This is a genomic window from Saccharopolyspora karakumensis, assembly GCF_004349225.1.
Taxonomy (GTDB): Bacteria; Actinomycetota; Actinomycetes; order Mycobacteriales; family Pseudonocardiaceae; genus Saccharopolyspora; species Saccharopolyspora endophytica.
Map to the genome: position 1 here is coordinate 17,514 of NZ_SMLA01000005.1, position 16,755 is coordinate 34,268.

The following is a 16,755-nucleotide window of genomic DNA, read 5'->3' on the forward strand; positions in this document are numbered from 1 at the left end:
GGTCGGTTACCTCCCGGTAGCCGCGGCCAGCGCCGCTCCGAGCGTCGGGTGCTGAAAGGTGAAACCGTGGGCCTCCAACACCGTCGGCATCGCGCGCTGCCCGGTCAGCGCGGTGTCGGCGAGCTCGCCCATGGCGATCCGCAGCGCGAAACCGGGCACGATCCACGGAGCCGGGCGGCCCAGCGCCTCACCGAGCGCGCGGGTGAACTCGGCGTTGGTCACCGGTGCCGGTCCGGTGAGGTTCACCGGACCCGAGACGTCCGGGTTCTCCAGCACGAACCGGATCGCGGCGATCTCGTCGTCCAGCGAGATCCAGGGCATGTACTGGGTCCCCGAACCGAGCCTGCCGCCGAGCATCAGCGAGAACAGCGGCCGGAGCTGCCCGAGCAGACCGCCCGAGGGCGAGATCACCAGCCCGGTGCGCACCAGAACCACCCGGGTGCCGGCATCGGCCGCGGGCGCCGTCGCGGCCTCCCACCTGCGGCACAGTGAGGCCAGGAAGTCCGTGCCCGGCGGGGAGGTCTCGGTGGCCGGGTGCGAACCGGTGTCGCCGTAGAAACCGACCGCCGAAGCGTTGGCCAGGACCGGGACGCCTGCCGCGGCGACCGCCTTCGCGATGACCTCGGTGGAGCGGACCCTGGCCTGCAGCAGGTGGCGCTTGCGCTCCGGGCTCCAGCGCTTGTCGCCGATGCCCGGCCCGCTCAGGTTCACCACCGCGTCCGCGCCCTCCAGCGCCTCGGCGTCCAGCTTCCCGGCATCGGGGTCCCAGCTCCGCTCGTCCGGAGCGGCGGGAGCGCGGCGGACCAGCCGCACCACCTCGTGCTCACCTTGGCGGAGCCCGGCCACCAATGACGTACCGATCAGCCCTGACGATCCGGCGACGACGACGCGCATGCCCGGCATCGTCTCGCACCGGTGAGGCCCGCGCGAACCTTTCCGGTCCGAAAGAAGCGGCCGCCCACCGAAACCGGTGAGCGGCCGCTTCTTGTCGGTCCAGGTGCGGGACTCAGTTTGCTCCGCCGCTGAGGTTCCGCTACCCGCACAGCTGAGCAGGGTGAGTACGAACCCTCCCTAGAGGCCGAGGTCGGCCTCGAACGCTCCCTCTTCCAGGCGCTGCTTGAGCGTGGTGAGGAACCGGGCGGCGTCGGCGCCGTCGACCAGGCGGTGGTCGTAGGACAGCGCCAGGTAGACCATCGAGCGGATGGCGATCGTGTCGCCGCCGTTCTCGTCGGCCACCACGACCGGGCGCTTGACGACGGTGCCGGTGCCCAGCATGCCCACCTGCGGCGGGTTCAGGATCGGCGTGTCGAACAGCGCGCCCCGGCTACCGGTGTTGGTGATGGTGAAGGTGCCACCGGAGAGCTCGTCGGGCTTGATCTTGTTGTTGCGGGTCCGCGCCGCCAGGTCGGCGATCTTGCGGGCCAGCCCGCCGAGGTTGAGGTCCCCGGCGTCGTGGATCACCGGCGAGACGAGGCCGCGCTCGGTGTCCACCGCGATCGCGAGGTGCTCGGCGCCGTGGTAGGTCACCGAGGAGTTCTCCTCGTCGATGGAGGCGTTGAGCTTCGGGTGCAGCTTCAGCGCCTCGGCCGCGGCCTTGGCGAAGAACGGCAGGAACGAGAGCTTGACGCCCTCGGACGCCTCGAAGCTGCCCTTGGCGCGGTCGCGCAGCCGGGCGATCCGGGTGACGTCGACCTCGATCACCGTGGTCAGCTGAGCCGCGGTCTGCAGCGACTCGACCATGCGGCGGGCCAGCAGCTGCCGCAGGCGCGACATCTTCTGCGTGGTGCCGCGCAGCGCCTTGGCCTCGTCCGACGGCTCGACCGCGGTGACCGGGGCGGAGCTCGTCGCCGCTCCGGCCGCGGCGGCCGGAGCGGCCGGAGCGGCCGGGGCGGTCTGGGCCGGGGCCTGCTTGGCGTCGATCGCGGCCTGGACGTCCTGCTTGCGGATACGACCGCCGACGCCGCTGCCCTTGATCGAGGTCAGGTCGATGCCGTGCTCGTTGGCCAGCTTGCGCACCAGCGGAGTCACGTACGGAGCGCCACCGTTGTTCGCCGGAGCCTCTTCCTCCTGAGCCGGAGCGGCCGGGGCCGGGGCCGCAGCGGGAGCCGCCGGAGCCGCGGGCGCCGGGGCGGCCGGAGCCGGAGCCGGAGCAGCGGCGGCGGGGGCGGCCGGAGCGGCAGGCGGTTCCGGCGCGGGCTCGGGAGCCGAGGCGGCGGGCGCGGCGGCACCGGCGGCGCCGATCACGGCCAGCTTGGCGCCGACCTCGACGGTGTCGTCCTCACCGGCGCTGATCTCCAGCAGCGTGCCGGCCACCGGCGACGGGATCTCGGTGTCGACCTTGTCGGTGGAGACCTCCAGCAGCGGCTCGTCGACCTCGACCGACTCGCCGATCTGCTTGAGCCACCGGGTGATCGTGCCCTCGGCGACGCTCTCGCCCAGGGCGGGCATGGTGACGTCGGTGCCCTGCCCACCACCGGCGGGGGCGGCCGGCGCGGCCGGGGCCGGAGCGGACTCGGCCGCCGGAGCGGCGGGGGCCTCGGCGGCGGGAGCGGGCTCAGGCTCGGGCTCCGGCTCGGCGGCCGGAGCCGCGGCCGGGGCGGCGGAGGCCTCGCCGGCGTCGCCGATGACCGCGAGCTCGCCGCCGATCTCAACGGTGTCGTCCTCCTGGGCGACGATGCGCTGCAGCACACCGGCGGCCGGGGACGGGATTTCGGTGTCGACCTTGTCGGTGGAGACCTCCAGCAGGGGCTCGTCGACCTCGACGGTCTCGCCCTCCTGCTTGAGCCACCGGGTGATCGTGCCCTCGGCGACGCTCTCGCCGAGCGCCGGCATCTGAACGGAGAAGGCCATCGGTTGCTGACTCCTCGTGGGTGTGGCGGGGTGCGGCTGTCTTTTCGCTGCTGCGGCGTGCGGCTGTCAGCCGTGGACGTGCAGCGGCTTGCCGGCCAGGGCGAGGTGGGCCTCGCCCAGAGCTTCGGTCTGGGTGGGGTGGGCGTGGACCAGCGGAGCGACGTCCTCCGGCAGCGCCTCCCAGTTGTAGATCAGCTGCGCCTCGCCGATGAGCTCACCGACGCGGTCGCCGACCATGTGCAGGCCGACGACGGGGCCGTCGGTCGCGCGGATCAGCTTGACCGCGCCCTGGGTCTTGAGGATCTGGCTCTTGCCATTGCCGGCCAGGTCGTAGGTGAAGGTCTCCACCGAGCCGTACTGCTCCTTGGCGGCGGCTTCGGTCAGGCCCACCGAGGCGACCTCGGGGTGGGAGTAGGTCACGCGCGGGATGCCGGCCTCGTCGATCGGCTGCGGGTTCAGGCCCGCGATCTCCTCGGCGATGAAGATGCCCTGCTGGAAGCCGCGGTGCGCCAGCTGCAGGCCCGGCACGATGTCGCCGACGGCGAACACGCCGGGGACGTTGGTGCGCAGGCGCTCGTCGGTGCGCACGAAGCCGCGCTCCATGGTGACGCCGACCTGCTCGAAGCCGTGTCCGGCGGTGTTCGGGCCGCGGCCGACGGCGACCAGCAGCAGGTCGGCGTCGTAGGTCTCGCCGTTCTCCAGGCTGACCGACACGCCGTCGTCGCTCTGGGTGGCGCCGGTGAACTTCACGCCGGTCTTGAACTTGATGCCGCGCTTGCGGAAGGCGCGCTCCAGGCGCTTCGAGGCGAACTCGTCCTCGTTGGGCACCAGGTGCGGCAGCGCTTCCACGACGGTGACCTCGGCACCGAAGGAGGCCCAGACGCTGGCGAACTCGACGCCGATCACGCCGCCGCCGAGCACGACGACCTTGTTCGGGATGAAGTCCAGGTTCAGCGCCTGCTCGCTGGCGATGACGCGCCCGCCGAGCTCCAGGCCGGGCAGCGTCTTGGAGTAGGAACCGGTGGCCAGAACCACGTTCTTGCCGGTGTAGCGGGTGCCGTCGACCTCGACGGTGTTGGCGTCGACGAGGGTGCCCGCACCCTCGACCATCGTCACCTTGTGGGCCTTGGCCAGGCCCTGCAGGCCCTTGTACAGGCCCGAGACGATGTCGTCCTTGTACTTGTTGACACCGTCGATGTCGATGCCTTCGAGGGCTGCGCGCACCCCGAACTGGTCGGCGTCTCGGGTGGAATCGGCGACCTCGGCCGCGTGCAGCAGGGCCTTGGTCGGGATGCAACCTCGGTGCAGGCAGGTCCCACCGAGCTTGTCCTTTTCAATGAGGACGACGGACAGGCCGAGCTCGGCCGCGCGGAAAGCGCAGGCGTAGCCGCCCGAACCGCCGCCGAGAATGACCAGATCGGCGGACGTGTCGGTCACTTCGCACTCCTCGACAGGGCGTCATTGACTTGCGGTTGGTCGCGTGACCTGGTGGTCATGCACACCACCAGCCATCTTGTCACCACCCGACCGGCCGATGCGCGGTGGGCCGGGTGATCTGTGCTGCATTCATCACCTGGGCGCCGCGCATTCTCAGCTCGTTTTCACACTCCGCACATGTTCGCGGTGGCAAAATCGAATGCAGCCGGCCTGAATCGGGATTGGGGAGGGGAGTTCGGTGGGCTTATTCGACCGGTTCCGCAACCGCCGTCCCGGCACCGGGCGACGCGCCACGCCCGCGGACACCGACCACCTCCGGAACTGGGCCGCGCAACGGCGCGGTGTCGAGGGTTACCTCGAACCGCAGACGCTGGTCACCGAGACGACGCTGCTGCTCATCGCGCACGACGGCGAATGGACGCGTCGACGTGTGGAGTCGCCTTCGGCGGCCGGGCGCTTCACCAGACGGCTCGGCATTCCGCTCTACGAAGTCGCCAAGGTCGGGTATCCGCAACGAATGCGCGATTACCAGGCCCGGCAGCGCATTCTCCGCAAGCGCGCGCAGCGCGCCGCCGACGAACGGCCGTGAACGCGCGAGTCGCAGTTCTTCGCGGATTCGCCGCGCGCAGGGCCGCAGGTGAAGGCTGAATCGATTCGTCGGTGAATCAGTTCGCGACGCGCGTCGTCGGCGTGCACCGCACGGGGAACGTGACGGACTTGGCGATGTAGCAGAGCTCGTGGGCGCGCTCGTGCAGCGCCTCGGCGACGTCGACGGTCGCCAGGTCGCACACGGTGACCTCCGGTGCCAGCTCGATGGCCTCGAACTGACCGGTGCCGTCGGAGTTCTCGGCCAGGACGCCGCGCGCGTGGTCGTGGTAGCCGGTGACCACGACGCCGGAGTCGGCCGCGAGGTGCAGGAACCAGAGCATGTGGCACTGCGACAGCGAGGCGACCAGGAGCTCTTCGGGGTTGTAGCGGTCGGCGTCACCCAGGAACACCGGGTCGGCGGAGGCGTCGATGGAGTCCTTGCCGACGGCCCGCACCTCGTGGGTGCGCTCGTAGCTGTGGTAGGAGCTGGTGCCCTGGCCGGTGTTGCCGGTCCACACCACATCGACCTGATAGCCGTGCCTGGTCGCGGTCAGCGTGGCCGGTTGCGATTCGGTCATAAACCCATCGTGACATCGGCGCACCCCGCAGTGGTGACCTTTTCGTGACCCGGATCACAAAGACAGGGCCGAGGTCACCCCGGGTTGAACTTCTCGTTCCGCATCGTGGGCGGTTCGCCGGTTCCGCCCGGAGCCGACCGGTTGATCGGTCGGCTCCGGGTTGACCGGCGATGTGCGGGCTCAGCCGTTCTCGGCGATGTCGGCGAGCACCGCCGCGAGGGTCCGGACCGGCACACCGGTGCCGCCCTTGGGCGTGTAGCCCCACGGCGAGTTGGTGTTGTAGGCCGGGCCCGCGATGTCGATGTGCGCCCACTGCACGCCCTCGGCCACGAACTCCCGGAGGAAGATGCCCGCGGCCAGCATGCCGCCCCAGCGGTGGTTGGTGACGTTGGCCAGGTCGGCGAGCTTGGAGTCCAGGTCCGCGCGCAGCTCGTCCGGCAGCGGCATCGGCCAGCCGCCCTCGCCGACGGCCTGCGACAGCCTGGCGACCCGGTCGCGGAAGCCGTCCTCGCCCATCACGCCCGGGGTGCGGTTGCCCAGCGCGACGACCTGCGCGCCGGTCAGCGTGGAGGTCTCGATCAGGTAGTCGGGCTCGTCCTCGCAAGCGCGGGCCATCGCGTCGACCAGGATCAGCCGGCCCTCGGCGTCGGTGTTGAGCACCTCGACGGTCTTGCCGCCGTACATCTTCAGCACGTCACCGGGGCGGTAGGCGGTGCCCGACGGCATGTTCTCGGCCATCGGCACGGTCGCGGTGATCTCCAGCGGGTAGTTCAGCTTCGCCGCCAGCACCATCGTCGCGATCACCGAAGCGGCACCGGACATGTCCGAGGTCATGTTCTCCATGCCCGCGCCCGGCTTGAGCGAGATGCCGCCGGTGTCGAAGGTGATGCCCTTGCCGACCAGCGCGACCTTCTTCGCGGCCTTCGGGCCCTTGTGCCGCAGGCGCACCATGCGCGGCGGGCGCGACGAGCCCGCGCCGACGCCGAGGATGCCGCCGAAGCCCTGCTTGCGCAGCGCCGCCTCGTCGAGGACCTCGACCTCCAGGCCGGCGGCCTTGGCCAGCTCGGTGGCGCGCTCGGCGAAGGAGGCCGGGAACAGGTCGTTCGGCGGGGTGTTGATCAGGTCGCGGGCGGTGTTGACCGCCTCGCCGATCGCCGTGCCGCCCTTGAGCGCGTGCGTGGCGGTGTCGGCCTTGGCGTCGGCGACCACGAAGTCCACCGCGGCCACCGGGCCGTCACCGTTGCTCGACTTGTACTCGGTGAAGCCGTAGGCGCCCATGACGGTGCCCTGCACCGCGGCGGGCAGGTCGGCGGCGGGCAGCGTGGTCGCGGCGTGCTCCACACCGGACAGCGCGCGTGCGGCGGCACCGGAGGCGCGGCGGACGGCCTCCGCGCTCGGGCCGTCCTCGCCGGCCTTGCCCAGGCCGACGGCCACCAGCACGGTCGCGGCCAGCCCGTGGGCGGGCAGCTTGACGACCTCATCGGCCTTCCCGCTCGTGCCCAGCGAGGTGAGCACCTTGACCAGGTCGCCGTCGAAGGCGGTCGCGACCGGCTCGGCACCAGGTGCGAGCTGCAGGCCGTCGCCGCCGGAGACGGTGCCGATGACGAGCGCGTCCACGCTCAGCTTGGCCACCGCGGTGTCGGTGAGGGCGAGTTTCGGGGTCGTCACGTGGTCATCCTCCGGATCGGTGCCTTTCCCGCACTCTAGAACGCCGGGTCCGCCGGTGATCGGCGTGTTCACCGTGAGCGTGGCGGGAGGGCAGTGGTCAACACGTCCGTCATACGCTCACCGGCGGTCTCCCGCCATGAGTCGGCCGACAGGAGGCTGAAGTGCCCGCACTCGTCTGCAAGGGTGGTCCGGTGACCCGACAGGTGGAAACGGACAGCCGGTTGACGACCGGCCGCGACGCGTTACCGCTCGCGCTCAGCGGCATGGTCGGCATCGGCGTGCTGCTCGGGCCCGCGCCCGCAGCGGCGGCGGCCGGCCCGTGGGCGCCGCTGGGACTGCTGGTCGCGCTGCTGGCAGCGGTGTGCGCGTCCTCGGCTGTCGCCTACCAGTCCCGGGCCCACCGCGGGCCCGGCGCGACCTACGCGTGCGTGCGCGAGCGGATGGGCCTGCTGCCCGCCCGCATCGGCGCCTCGGCCCACCTGGCCGCGCAGGTCGCCGCGATCGCCGCGATCGCCCGCGTGATCGGCGAGTTCTTCCTGCCGTCGGCCGGCGCCCTGGTGGCGGGGGCGGCGACCCTGCTCGTGGTGCTCTCGGCGACCGCGGGGCTGCGCATCCGCGGTGCCGCGGCCTGGACGTGGGTCGCCCTGAGCTTGGCGGTGATCGTGCTGGTGGTGGCGATCTGCTTCGCCATCGACCCGGTCGGAGGCGTGCCCGCCCACCTCGAACCCGGCGCCTCCAACGACAGCGCCGTGGGGATCATCGGCGCAGGTGGGGTGCTGTTCTTCGCGTTCACCGGTGTCGAGCGACTCGCCGCGCCCGCCGAGGACGCCGACCGCGCGCCCTGGGCGGCGACCCGCCGCGCGACCACGATCTCGCTGATCGCGGTGGCGGTGCTGCTGGCGGTGATGATCGCGGCCCTGACCTACCAGCTCGGCTGGGACCGGCTGGCCCTGTCGCCGATGCCGATCCGCGACGTGCTCACCGCCGCCGCGGCCGCCGACCTGGTGCCGCTGGTGTGCGTCGGGGCGGCCGTCGCGCTGCTGCCGGTGCTGCTGGGCGCGCTGGAATCGCTGCGCTCGACGGGGCTGGCGATGGTGCGCGACGGTGAGCTCCCGCGAGTCCTGGGCCGCACCGGTCCGTCCGGGACGCCGTACCTGCTGGACCTGATCGCCGGGGTGGCGGCGGTGATCGTCTCCCAGCTGTTCGACCCGATCGCGTTGATGTCCTTCGCGGCCTGCGCGCTGCTCCTGCACTACGCTCTTGCCAACGCAGGCGCCCGTTTGCTGCTCTCCGATGGACCCACTTGGCCCATGCGGGGTGCATGCCTTGGGATGGGTTTGTCGGTCGTGCTGGCGATGAGCATGCCGGTTTCTGCGATGCTGACAACGCTCGGAGTGGTTGTTGTCGGTCCTTTGCTGGCGGGAGTCGTTTCGCGCCGGTGGAAATGAGGCGGTCATGCCCAACTCGATTGTGGACGAGATGACCTGGAATTCTCAGCGCTACCAGTGGTCCTCGGGCGACGAGGTGCTCTACAGCTTCTGGCGCCTGGACGGCTCGCTCGGGAACGTGCACCCGGCTCGCGTCGTCTCCGACGACGGCGATGAGCTGCTGTGCTGGGTGCTGCCGGACACCCCGGTCCGGACCACGACCTCCCCGGACGGGCGGCACCCGCGGGAATTGCCGCTCGCGGAGCGGTTCTCCGGACCGCGCGTGCCCGCGCTGTCGACCTGGCGCGGCACCTCGACGCTGCGGCTGGTCCACGAGAGCCGGTGGTCGTCGGTGTGGTGGTTCTTCAAGCCGAGCGGGGAATTCCGGAACTGGTACGTCAATCTCGAAATCCCGCGCGGCCGGGATGAATACGGCGTGCGGCGGGTCGACGGCGTCCTGGACGTCGAGGTCATGGCGGACGGCAGCTGGTCCTGGAAGGACGAGGACGAGCTCGATGACGCGCTGGCCGCAGGCCGTTTCGACCACGCCGAACTGGCGAAGCTGCGCGCTGAAGGCGAGGAGATGATCTCCCTGGCCAAGGACGGCGCGTTCCCCTTCGACGGCACCTACTGCGACGCCCGCCCGGACCCGTCCTGGTCCGTCCCGAAGCTCCCCGCGCACCTGCTCAGCTGATTCAAGCGGCGTCAGCCGCTTTCTCCTGTCACCACCCTCGCAGCTTGCACCGCCGGTGGTTCTGAGCGGTTTCGTGGCGAGTACACCGGGACGCCGTGTATTGGCACATCAGGAGCGGCGCACGGAGTCCACGGAGCCGCTCAGGTTCCCCTGCTCGCACCGCTCAGCAAGATGGTTGGAACGAACGAAAAGTCAGCTGATCGAGATGAACAGCAGAAGGGTGATCACCGCGACCACGACGGTCGTGCCGACCACCGAGCCGGTGGTCACCTGCTGCGGGAACCACTGCTGGTACTTGTTGCGCCACCAGAAGGCCCAGCCCGCGGCCCCGATCGCCGCCAGGACGACCCCGAACACGCCGATCCAGGCGTAGCCGAGGGTGAGCAACATGCCCGCGCCGAACGGCATCAGGCCGGCCAGCACACCTGCGCGGACGTCCTGCGGGACCGAGGTGGGCTGCGGCGCGGGGGTGTTCTGGGCCTGCGTCATGGCCCCATCATATGTCGCGCGCCGCGGAGGAATCAGCAGAATCTCCGCGTCCGTTTGGCAACGGCCGGATACTTGGATGACCAACTGACGCCAAGCCGGTTTTCACTGCTCCAGCGCACGCGATACCGTACGCGCATGAACGGAGAACTGTCTTTCACCCGGACCCCCAACCCGCAACCGGCCTCAGCCGAGCGCCGCGCGGAGGTATTGGGCAATCCCGGGTTCGGCAAGTTCTTCACCGACCACATGGTGACGATCAAGTGGTCCGAGGACCAGGGCTGGCACGACGCCCGCCTCGAGGCGTACCACACGCTGGAGTTCGACCCGGCGACGTCGGTCCTGCACTACGCGCAGGCGATCTTCGAGGGGCTCAAGGCCTACCGCCAGCCCGATGGCTCGATCGCGGCGTTCCGCCCGGACGCCAACGCCCGCCGTTTCCGCAGCTCCGCGAACCGGATCGCGATGGCGGAGTTGCCCGAGGAGCTGTTCCTCGAATCGCTGCGCGAGCTGGTCGCGGTGGATCGCGACTGGGTGCCCAGCACTGGTGAGAGCTCGCTGTACCTGCGGCCCTTCATGGTCTCCACCGAGATCGGCCTGGGCGTGAACCACCCGTCGAAGACCTACCTGTACTCGCTGATCGCCTCGCCGGCCGGCTCCTACTTCGCCGGTGGCGTGAAGCCGGTGACGGTGTGGCTGAGCCACGAGTACGTGCGCGCCGCTCCCGGCGGCACCGGCGCCGCCAAGTTCGCGGGCAACTACGCGGCGTCGTTCCTGGCGCAGGCGCAGGCCGTCGAGCAGGGCTGCGACCAGGTCGTCTGGCTGGACGCCTGCGACCGGCACACGGTCGAGGAGATGGGCGGCATGAACCTGTTCTTCGTGCTCGGCTCCGGTGCCGACGCGAAGCTGGTGACCCCGGCGCTGAGCGGCAGCCTGCTGCCCGGCGTGACCCGGTCCTCGCTGCTGGAGCTGGGCAAGGAGCTCGGCATGCAGGTCGAGGAGCGCAAGATCACCGTCGAGGAGTGGGAGAAGGCGGCCACCTCCGGCGAGCTCACCGAGGTCTTCGCCTGCGGCACCGCCGCGGTGATCACCCCGGTCGGCCACGTCAAGCACCGCGACGGCGAGTTCGGCGTCGCCGACGGCCGCCCCGGCGAGGTCACGATGAAGCTCCGCGAGCGCCTGACCGCGATCCAGTACGGCACGGTCGAGGACACCCACGGCTGGATGACCAAGCTCGGCTGAGCACCTGATCGACCGACGCCCCCTGCGGTTGACGCAGGGGGCGTCGTCGTGCCTAGAAGTCGAGGCGGGTGACCTTGTCCGGGTGCAGGACGATGCGGAACCAGGTCCCGGCGCGGAGTCCGGCGAGGTCGTGCGCGCGGGCCGGGTCGTCGAGGTCCCAGTACCGGTCGGCGAGGCGTTCCACCAGCTCGGGCGCCCCGCCGGTTTCCACCGAGGTGCGGCCGGCGATCGACACCCAGCGTTCGCGCTCGGTCGCGGGAGCGGCGACGATCAGCGACGCCCGGGGATCGCGTCGCAGGCGCTCGACCTTGGGCGAGGCCGGGTCGGTGAACAGCTCGATCGTGCCCTCGACGGTGACCTCGAACCACACCGGCCGGGGCTGCGGCGGGGTCGGGCCGGCGGCCACCGAAAGGAAGCCGTGGAGCGGGCGGCGGAGGAGTTCGAGGTCCTGGGCGTTCAGCGTGCTCATGCCGTCGATTCAACGCTGCGATCCTGGACGCATCCATGGGTGAAAAGCCGGACCACCTGCGTCATCGTCTAACGTCGATGGCGTGGACGCGTTCGGTGACCTCTTCCGAGGGCTGCGGGCCCAGGGCTCGTTGTTCGGCAGCTCGACGCTGACCCCGCCGTGGTCGCTGCACTTCGTGGACGGAGCACCGCTGACCCTGTGCACCGTCCTCGACGGGCAGGGCTGGATCGTGCCCGAGCGCGGCGAGCCCGAACCGCTGCGGGACCGCGACACGGTCGTGGTCCGCGGACCTGAGACGTTCACCTTCGTCGACGAGATCGGGACCTCGGCACGACCGCTGGCGTGCGGCGAGTTCTGCGCGACTCCCGAGCTGGGCGGCACACGGCACCGGATCGGCTGGCACGACCCGGGTCAGGGGAGCGGGACGACGTTGATCGTCGGCGCCTACCCGCTGCGCGGCGAGATCAGCCGCCGGCTGCTGGAGGCCCTGCCGGTCGTGCTGCGCGTCGAGTCGGGCGGCACGGGTGATCCGGTGCTCGACCACCTCGCCGCCGAGGTGGCGGTGGACGCGCCGGGCCAGCAGTTGGTGCTCGACCGGCTGCTGGACTGGATGCTCGTCTGCACGTTGCGCGAGTGGTTCGACCGGCCCGGCGGTGAACCCCCGGCCTGGTGGGAGGCCCAGCGGGACCCGGTCGCGGGCGAGGCGCTGCGCCTGCTGCACGCGGAACCGGCGACGTCGTGGACGGTCGCGGGCCTCGCCGGGCGCATCGGGGTGTCGCGCTCGACGCTGGCCAAGCGGTTCACCGATCTGGTCGGTGAACCGCCGCTGACCTACCTCACCCGCTGGCGCATGACCCTCGCGGCGGACCTGCTGACCGAGCGGGAGGCGGCGACCATCGGCGAGATCGCTCATGTCGTCGGCTACGCCGATCCCTTCACCTTCAGCGCCGCCTTCAAGCGCATCCGCGGCACGACGCCGAGCGCCCACCGCCGCGCGACCTGAGGGCCTAGAACTGCCCGAGAGTCGTGCCCACCAGGGCGACGGTCGTCGCGAGCTCCGAGGCCGCACCGAGGACGTCGCCGGTGATCCCGCCGAAGCGACGGCGGACGTGCCTGGTGAACAGCACGAGCACGCCCGCGGCGACGAGGACGGACACCGCCGCTGCCGGGCTGATCAGCGCGGCGGACAGCGTCGCCGCGAGCCACCAGGCGATCACCAGCCACAGCGGCTGGCTCCCGGCGACCAGCGCACCCATGCCCTCCGGACGAGCCGACGGCAGGCCGCTGCGGCAGCAGAGCACGAACGCCGCGCGACCGGTGACGCAGGCCGGCACCAGCACCCACGGGATCTCAGCGAGCGCGCCGATGCTGACCGCCTGCACGCCGATCACCAGGATCAGCGCGACCACCGCGAACGGTCCGGCGCCGCCGTCCCGCATCACCTGCAGCGCGCGTTCCGGGGGCCCGTAGCAGCCGAGCCCGTCGACGGTGTCGGCCAGGCCGTCCACGTGCATGCCCCGAGTGACCAGCACCAGCAGCGCCACCACGAGCAAGCCCGCGAGCAGCGGGGGAGCGCCCAGCGAGCTCAACCCCCACAGCACCAGCGCCCCGGCGCCGCCGACCAGCGCCCCGACCAGCGGTGCGAAGGAGATCGCCTGCCGACACGCGCGGTCGTCGACCTGCCTCGCGGGCCACGGCAGCACCGTCAGCCAGGACACCGCCAGCCGCAGACCGTCGGTCACGCCCCGGCCTCTCCGGCGACGCCGGCTTCGTCGAACGTGGCCATCTCGCCGAGCACCTTCACCGCGGCGGTCAGCACCGGCAGCGCCGTGAGCGCGCCAGAACCTTCGCCGAGCCGCAGCCGCATGTCCAGCACCGGCTCCAGGTCGAGGTGCTGGAGCACCAGCGGGCCGCCCGGTTCGGCGGACCGGTGCCCGGCCAGCCACCACTGCCTGGCCCCGGGAGCGAGCTCCTCGGCGACCAGCGCCGCCGCTCCGACGACGACTCCGTCCAGCATCACCGGGGTCTTGCGCACGGCGGCCTGCGCGAGGAAGCCCGCGAGCGCGGCGATGTCGGCGCCGGTGGCGGTGCGCAGCAGCGCGATCGGGTCGTTGTGCACCTTGCGGGCCCGGCGCAGCGCGTCGCGGATCGCGGCGGTCTTGCGCATCCACGCCTGGTCGTCGATGCCGGTGCCGCGCCCGACGACGGCGACCGGTTCGGTGCCGGTGAGCAGCGAGATCAGCACGGCGGCGGGGGTGGTGTTGCCGATGCCCATGTCCCCGGCGATGAGCAGGTCGGCCCCGGAGTCGACCTCCTCGTCGGCGATCGTCCGCCCGGCCTGGACGGCGGCCCGGACCTCCTCGTCGGTCAGCGCGTCCTCGCGATCGATCGCTCCGGAGCCGCGCCGCACCTTGTGCGCGCTGACCACCGGCGGGGTGTCGACGGTGACCGACATGTCCACCACGCGCACGGTCGCTCCGGCGTGCGAGGCAAGCACGTTGACCGCCGCGCCGCCGGAGAGGAAGTTGCTGACCATCTGGCCGGTCACCTCGGGCGGGTAGGCCGACACGCCGTGCTGGGCGATGCCGTGGTCACCTGCGAAGACGACCACGCGGGCGCGCGCGGGCGGGTGCGGCGGGCACACGCCCTGCCGCGCGGCGAACCACACGCCGAGCTCTTCCAGCCGTCCCAGCGACCCGGCCGGCTTGGTCAACTGCGCCTGCCGCGCCACGGCTTCCCGGGATGCCTGCTCGTCGGGTGCGGGAACGGGCGGGAACTCGATCGTGCCGGGGTCGTTCTGTTCGGTGGGCAAGCGAAACCTCCGTGTTCAAAAACCGCAGCTCAGCAGGGTTCGTGGCCGGTCACCGGATCCGCAGCGGACATCCGGCGACCAGCAGCAGCACCTCGTCGCACACCGCCGCCAACCGGGCGTTGAGCGAGCCGAGCTCGTCCCGGAACAGCCTTCCAGACCGGGTTCCGGGCACGACGCCGAGGCCGACCTCCGCCGACACCAGCACGACGCGCCCGGCGCTCGCCGCCACGGCCTCGACCAGCGCGTCGCAGTGCGATGCGACGACGTCCAACGCCGCAGGATCGCGCTCCCAGGCCCCCGCGTCGTCGAGCACCCCGGTCAGCCAGGTGGCCAGATCGTCCACCAGCACGGGGTCGCCTGCGGCGGCCTCGGCCAGAACCCGCCGCAGCGAATCGGAGTCCGGCGCCTCCACGGTCCGCCAGCGGTCCGGCCGCCGCGCCACGTGCTTGGCGATCCGCTCGTTCCACTCGCCGTCCGACGGATCCCGCCGCGCGGTGGCCACGTAGGTCACCGCAGCGTCCTCGGGCACCAACCCCTCGGCATGCGCCGACTTCCCGGACCGAGCCCCACCCAGCACCAACGACCGCACGAAAACCTCCCGCTCAACAACCGCCGAGACCGTACCCGGAGGAGGAACCGCCCCAGCCGGCCCAGTGGTGCCCGCGCTCAGCGGAGGCGGTTTCGGTCCGAACTGACCGGGCATATCGGACGTCGATCGTGGACGGTTCGGACCGCAACCGCCCGCGGGTGACCGTCGTCGGCGAGAATCCAGGCGGTTGGCCGCGGCCGAGGAGGGTGCCGGGATGCTGAGCGCTGATCTGGAGGCGACCGCGGGGGAGTGCCGGCGGCTCATCGCGGGTGAGGCGAGGGGAGCCGCCGCCGTGCTGCTGGACGACGGCGCGATCCTGACCGGGTCGAGCCCCGACTTCCTCAACGCCGGCGCGACGCTGTGCCACGAGGTGGAGCCCTACTGCGCGGCGTTCCGGCTCGATCGCAGGATCGTGGCCTCGGTGTGCCTGCACCGGGCCGAGGACGGCAGACACCTCGTCCTCAGCCCGTGCGGGATCTGCCGCGAGCGCCTCGCGGGTCACGGCCCCGACGTGCTCGTGGCCGTCCCCGCGTCCTCGGTCCCGACCGCGATCCGGTGGGTGACGCTGCGGGAGGCGCTACCGCACTACTGGGTCGCGAGCGCCTTCCCGGAGGACGTGCCCGGCTGGACCTGAACCGCTAGTGCTTCGCGGTGTAGGGGACTGGTGCGGGGAGGTGGGCGTTCTCGCGGATTCGGGTCGCGTGGCGGTCGATGGAGGTGAGGGCTGCGGCGACGTCGTCCGCGGTGACCTCGAAGGGCATCGAGTGGATCGTTTCGCCTTCGGCGGTTGCTGCGGTGGCCACGGCGCGCACCGAGTCGGTGTCGTCGGGGCGGATGCCGACCTCGGTGAGGGTGGTGGGCAGGCCGACGGCCGTGGTGAACTCGATGAATTCGCGCAGGTCGCCCGGGGTGGCGCCTTCCAGGACCAGCTGGGCGACTGAGCCGAGGTTGACCTTCTGGCCGTGTGCGAGGCCGTGCGTGGCGGCGACCGAGGTCAGGCCGTTGTGGATCGCGTGGGCCGCAGCGAGTCCGCCCGACTCGAAGCCGAGGCCGGAGAGCAGCGTGTTGGCCTCGATGACCTTCTCCACCGCCGGGGTCACCTGGTGGTCGCGGACCGCGTCGATGGCCGGCAGCGCGTTCTCCCACAGGACGTCCCAGCTGAGCTTCGCCAGCGCGGTGCCGGTGAGCGTGGGCAGGCCCCCGGCCATCGTCTTCGAGCCCGACCGGGAGGTGGCGCGCGCCTCCAGCCAGGTGGCCAGCGCGTCGCCGACACCGGCGATCAGGAACTCCGCGGGGGCGTTGGCGACGACCTGCGAGTCGACCAGGACCAGGTCGGGGTTGCGCGGGAAGAACCGGTACGCCTCGAACTCGCCGTCCTCGGTGTAGATCACGGACAGGGCGCTGCACGGGGCGTCCGTCGAGGCCACGGTGGGCGCGTTGGCCCAGCGGATCCCCGCGAGGTGCCCGGCGGCCTTCACCGCGTCGATCGTGCTGCCGCCGCCGATCGCGACCACGACGTCGGCGCCGGACGAGGTGATCTCGCCGACGAGCCGGTCCACCTCCTTCGCGCTCGGCACCCCGCCGAAGTCCCGCCGGTCGACCGGGAGCCCGGCCTCGGTCAGCGATGCCTCGACGTCGTGGCCGACGAACCCCCACACCACGCCGTCGGCGACCAGCAGCGGCGTGGAACCCAGCTGGGCGAGGTGGTGACCGAGCTGGTGGATCGCTCCTGTGCCCTGGACGTACCGGCCGGGGCTGATCATCGTGCGGATCGTCATGGTTGCCGCTCCTTCGGGCCACGAGGCGATGGATCGGCCGAGCGTAGGAGCGGTGCACGCGCGGCTGCAGGGTGAGCGTGTCTCATCTTGAGACGGCACGAAAAAGCGCCTCGCTCACGAACGAGCGAGGCGCTTCT

At 71.6% G+C, this 16,755-nt stretch carries 17 protein-coding genes; 6 read left to right on the top strand and 11 right to left on the bottom strand.

The window, feature by feature from the left end; translation table 11 throughout:
- Positions 1-6: 6 nt before the first annotated feature.
- From E1202_RS04940 to lpdA, 3 genes are all read right to left on the bottom strand, one after another.
- Positions 7-894: a TIGR01777 family oxidoreductase gene (locus tag E1202_RS04940; RefSeq protein ID WP_207918469.1), complete on the bottom strand. Its 888-nt coding sequence runs from the start codon at positions 892-894 to the stop codon at positions 7-9.
- Positions 895-1,071: 177 nt separating this feature from the next.
- Positions 1,072-2,850 (bottom strand): 2-oxoglutarate dehydrogenase, E2 component, dihydrolipoamide succinyltransferase, encoded by a 1,779-nt coding sequence (sucB, locus tag E1202_RS04945; RefSeq protein ID WP_132681365.1) that lies wholly within the window; start codon positions 2,848-2,850, stop codon positions 1,072-1,074.
- A gap of 66 nt (positions 2,851-2,916) precedes the next feature.
- A complete protein-coding gene (gene lpdA, locus E1202_RS04950; protein ID WP_132681366.1) occupies positions 2,917-4,287 on the bottom strand; it encodes a dihydrolipoyl dehydrogenase in 1,371 nt (456 codons plus the stop codon).
- A gap of 238 nt (positions 4,288-4,525) precedes the next feature.
- On the opposite strand from lpdA, the gene E1202_RS04955 reads away from it, so the two are divergent.
- On the top strand, positions 4,526-4,876 hold the full coding sequence (locus E1202_RS04955) for an oxidoreductase (RefSeq protein WP_132681367.1): 351 nt from the start codon (positions 4,526-4,528) through the stop codon (positions 4,874-4,876).
- A gap of 76 nt (positions 4,877-4,952) precedes the next feature.
- On the opposite strand, the gene E1202_RS04960 is transcribed toward E1202_RS04955, so the two are convergent.
- Positions 4,953-5,453: an OsmC family protein gene (locus tag E1202_RS04960; RefSeq protein WP_132681368.1), complete on the bottom strand. Its 501-nt coding sequence runs from the start codon at positions 5,451-5,453 to the stop codon at positions 4,953-4,955.
- A 180-nt stretch (positions 5,454-5,633) separates the two neighbouring features.
- The gene (locus E1202_RS04965) at positions 5,634-7,121 is read right to left on the bottom strand and encodes a leucyl aminopeptidase (RefSeq protein WP_132681369.1); all 1,488 of its coding nucleotides are present in this window, start codon (positions 7,119-7,121) and stop codon (positions 5,634-5,636) included.
- A 191-nt stretch (positions 7,122-7,312) separates the two neighbouring features.
- Between E1202_RS04965 and E1202_RS04970 the strand changes: the two genes are divergently transcribed.
- Positions 7,313-8,569 carry an APC family permease gene (locus E1202_RS04970; protein WP_132681370.1) on the top strand — a complete coding sequence of 419 codons (1,257 nt, stop codon included), beginning with the start codon at positions 7,313-7,315 and terminating at the stop codon, positions 8,567-8,569.
- Between the two features lie 7 nt (positions 8,570-8,576).
- Entirely contained in the window at positions 8,577-9,242 is a 666-nt protein-coding gene (locus E1202_RS04975; RefSeq protein ID WP_235877711.1) for a DUF402 domain-containing protein, read from the top strand.
- Positions 9,243-9,434: 192 nt separating this feature from the next.
- On the opposite strand, the gene E1202_RS04980 is transcribed toward E1202_RS04975, so the two are convergent.
- Positions 9,435-9,731 (bottom strand): hypothetical protein, encoded by a 297-nt coding sequence (locus E1202_RS04980; RefSeq protein WP_132681371.1) that lies wholly within the window; start codon positions 9,729-9,731, stop codon positions 9,435-9,437.
- 135 nt (positions 9,732-9,866) lie between these two features.
- Here E1202_RS04980 and E1202_RS04985 point away from each other — a divergent pair, with 135 nt between their 5' ends.
- Positions 9,867-10,970 carry a branched-chain amino acid aminotransferase gene (locus tag E1202_RS04985; protein WP_132681372.1) on the top strand — a complete coding sequence of 368 codons (1,104 nt, stop codon included), beginning with the start codon at positions 9,867-9,869 and terminating at the stop codon, positions 10,968-10,970.
- Between the two features lie 52 nt (positions 10,971-11,022).
- Here the strand turns inward: E1202_RS04985 and E1202_RS04990 are convergent, their stop codons facing one another.
- Positions 11,023-11,439 (bottom strand): pyridoxamine 5'-phosphate oxidase family protein, encoded by a 417-nt coding sequence (locus tag E1202_RS04990; protein WP_132681373.1) that lies wholly within the window; start codon positions 11,437-11,439, stop codon positions 11,023-11,025.
- 82 nt (positions 11,440-11,521) lie between these two features.
- On the opposite strand from E1202_RS04990, the gene E1202_RS04995 reads away from it, so the two are divergent.
- Entirely contained in the window at positions 11,522-12,442 is a 921-nt protein-coding gene (locus tag E1202_RS04995) for an AraC family transcriptional regulator (protein ID WP_132681374.1), read from the top strand.
- Between the two features lie 4 nt (positions 12,443-12,446).
- Here E1202_RS04995 and cobS read toward each other — a convergent pair whose 3' ends face one another.
- From cobS to cobU, 3 genes are read right to left on the bottom strand one after another with little or no spacing between them, the layout of a single operon-like run.
- Positions 12,447-13,181, bottom strand: a complete 735-nt coding sequence (cobS, locus tag E1202_RS05000) for an adenosylcobinamide-GDP ribazoletransferase (protein ID WP_235877713.1) — start codon at positions 13,179-13,181, stop codon at positions 12,447-12,449.
- A complete protein-coding gene (gene cobT, locus E1202_RS05005; RefSeq protein WP_132681375.1) occupies positions 13,178-14,251 on the bottom strand; it encodes a nicotinate-nucleotide--dimethylbenzimidazole phosphoribosyltransferase in 1,074 nt (357 codons plus the stop codon). The genes cobS and cobT overlap by 4 nt, the downstream gene beginning before the upstream one ends.
- 49 nt (positions 14,252-14,300) lie before the next feature.
- Positions 14,301-14,840, bottom strand: coding sequence for a bifunctional adenosylcobinamide kinase/adenosylcobinamide-phosphate guanylyltransferase (gene cobU / locus E1202_RS05010; RefSeq protein WP_235877715.1), 540 nt, complete (start codon positions 14,838-14,840; stop codon positions 14,301-14,303).
- A gap of 214 nt (positions 14,841-15,054) precedes the next feature.
- Here cobU and E1202_RS05015 point away from each other — a divergent pair, with 214 nt between their 5' ends.
- A complete protein-coding gene (locus E1202_RS05015) occupies positions 15,055-15,474 on the top strand; it encodes a cytidine deaminase (protein ID WP_132681377.1) in 420 nt (139 codons plus the stop codon).
- Positions 15,475-15,478: 4 nt separating this feature from the next.
- Here E1202_RS05015 and E1202_RS05020 read toward each other — a convergent pair whose 3' ends face one another.
- Positions 15,479-16,618, bottom strand: a complete 1,140-nt coding sequence (locus E1202_RS05020; RefSeq protein ID WP_132681378.1) for a glycerol dehydrogenase — start codon at positions 16,616-16,618, stop codon at positions 15,479-15,481.
- Between the last annotated feature and the right edge of the window lie 137 nt (positions 16,619-16,755).

Excerpts from the sequence above, each read along its gene's own strand:
- E1202_RS04940 (WP_207918469.1), bottom strand. The coding sequence starts at position 894 with ATGCGCGTCGTCGTCGCCGGATCGTCAGGGCTGATCGGTACGTCATTG.
- sucB (WP_132681365.1), bottom strand. The coding sequence starts at position 2,850 with ATGGCCTTCTCCGTTCAGATGCCGGCGCTCGGCGAGAGCGTCGCCGAG.
- E1202_RS04960 (WP_132681368.1), bottom strand. The coding sequence starts at position 5,453 with ATGACCGAATCGCAACCGGCCACGCTGACCGCGACCAGGCACGGCTAT.
- E1202_RS04975 (WP_235877711.1), top strand. The coding sequence starts at position 8,577 with ATGCCCAACTCGATTGTGGACGAGATGACCTGGAATTCTCAGCGCTAC.
- E1202_RS04980 (WP_132681371.1), bottom strand. The coding sequence starts at position 9,731 with ATGACGCAGGCCCAGAACACCCCCGCGCCGCAGCCCACCTCGGTCCCG.
- E1202_RS04985 (WP_132681372.1), top strand. The coding sequence starts at position 9,867 with ATGAACGGAGAACTGTCTTTCACCCGGACCCCCAACCCGCAACCGGCC.
- E1202_RS04990 (WP_132681373.1), bottom strand. The coding sequence starts at position 11,439 with ATGAGCACGCTGAACGCCCAGGACCTCGAACTCCTCCGCCGCCCGCTC.
- E1202_RS05015 (WP_132681377.1), top strand. The coding sequence starts at position 15,055 with ATGCTGAGCGCTGATCTGGAGGCGACCGCGGGGGAGTGCCGGCGGCTC.
- E1202_RS05020 (WP_132681378.1), bottom strand. The coding sequence starts at position 16,618 with ATGACGATCCGCACGATGATCAGCCCCGGCCGGTACGTCCAGGGCACA.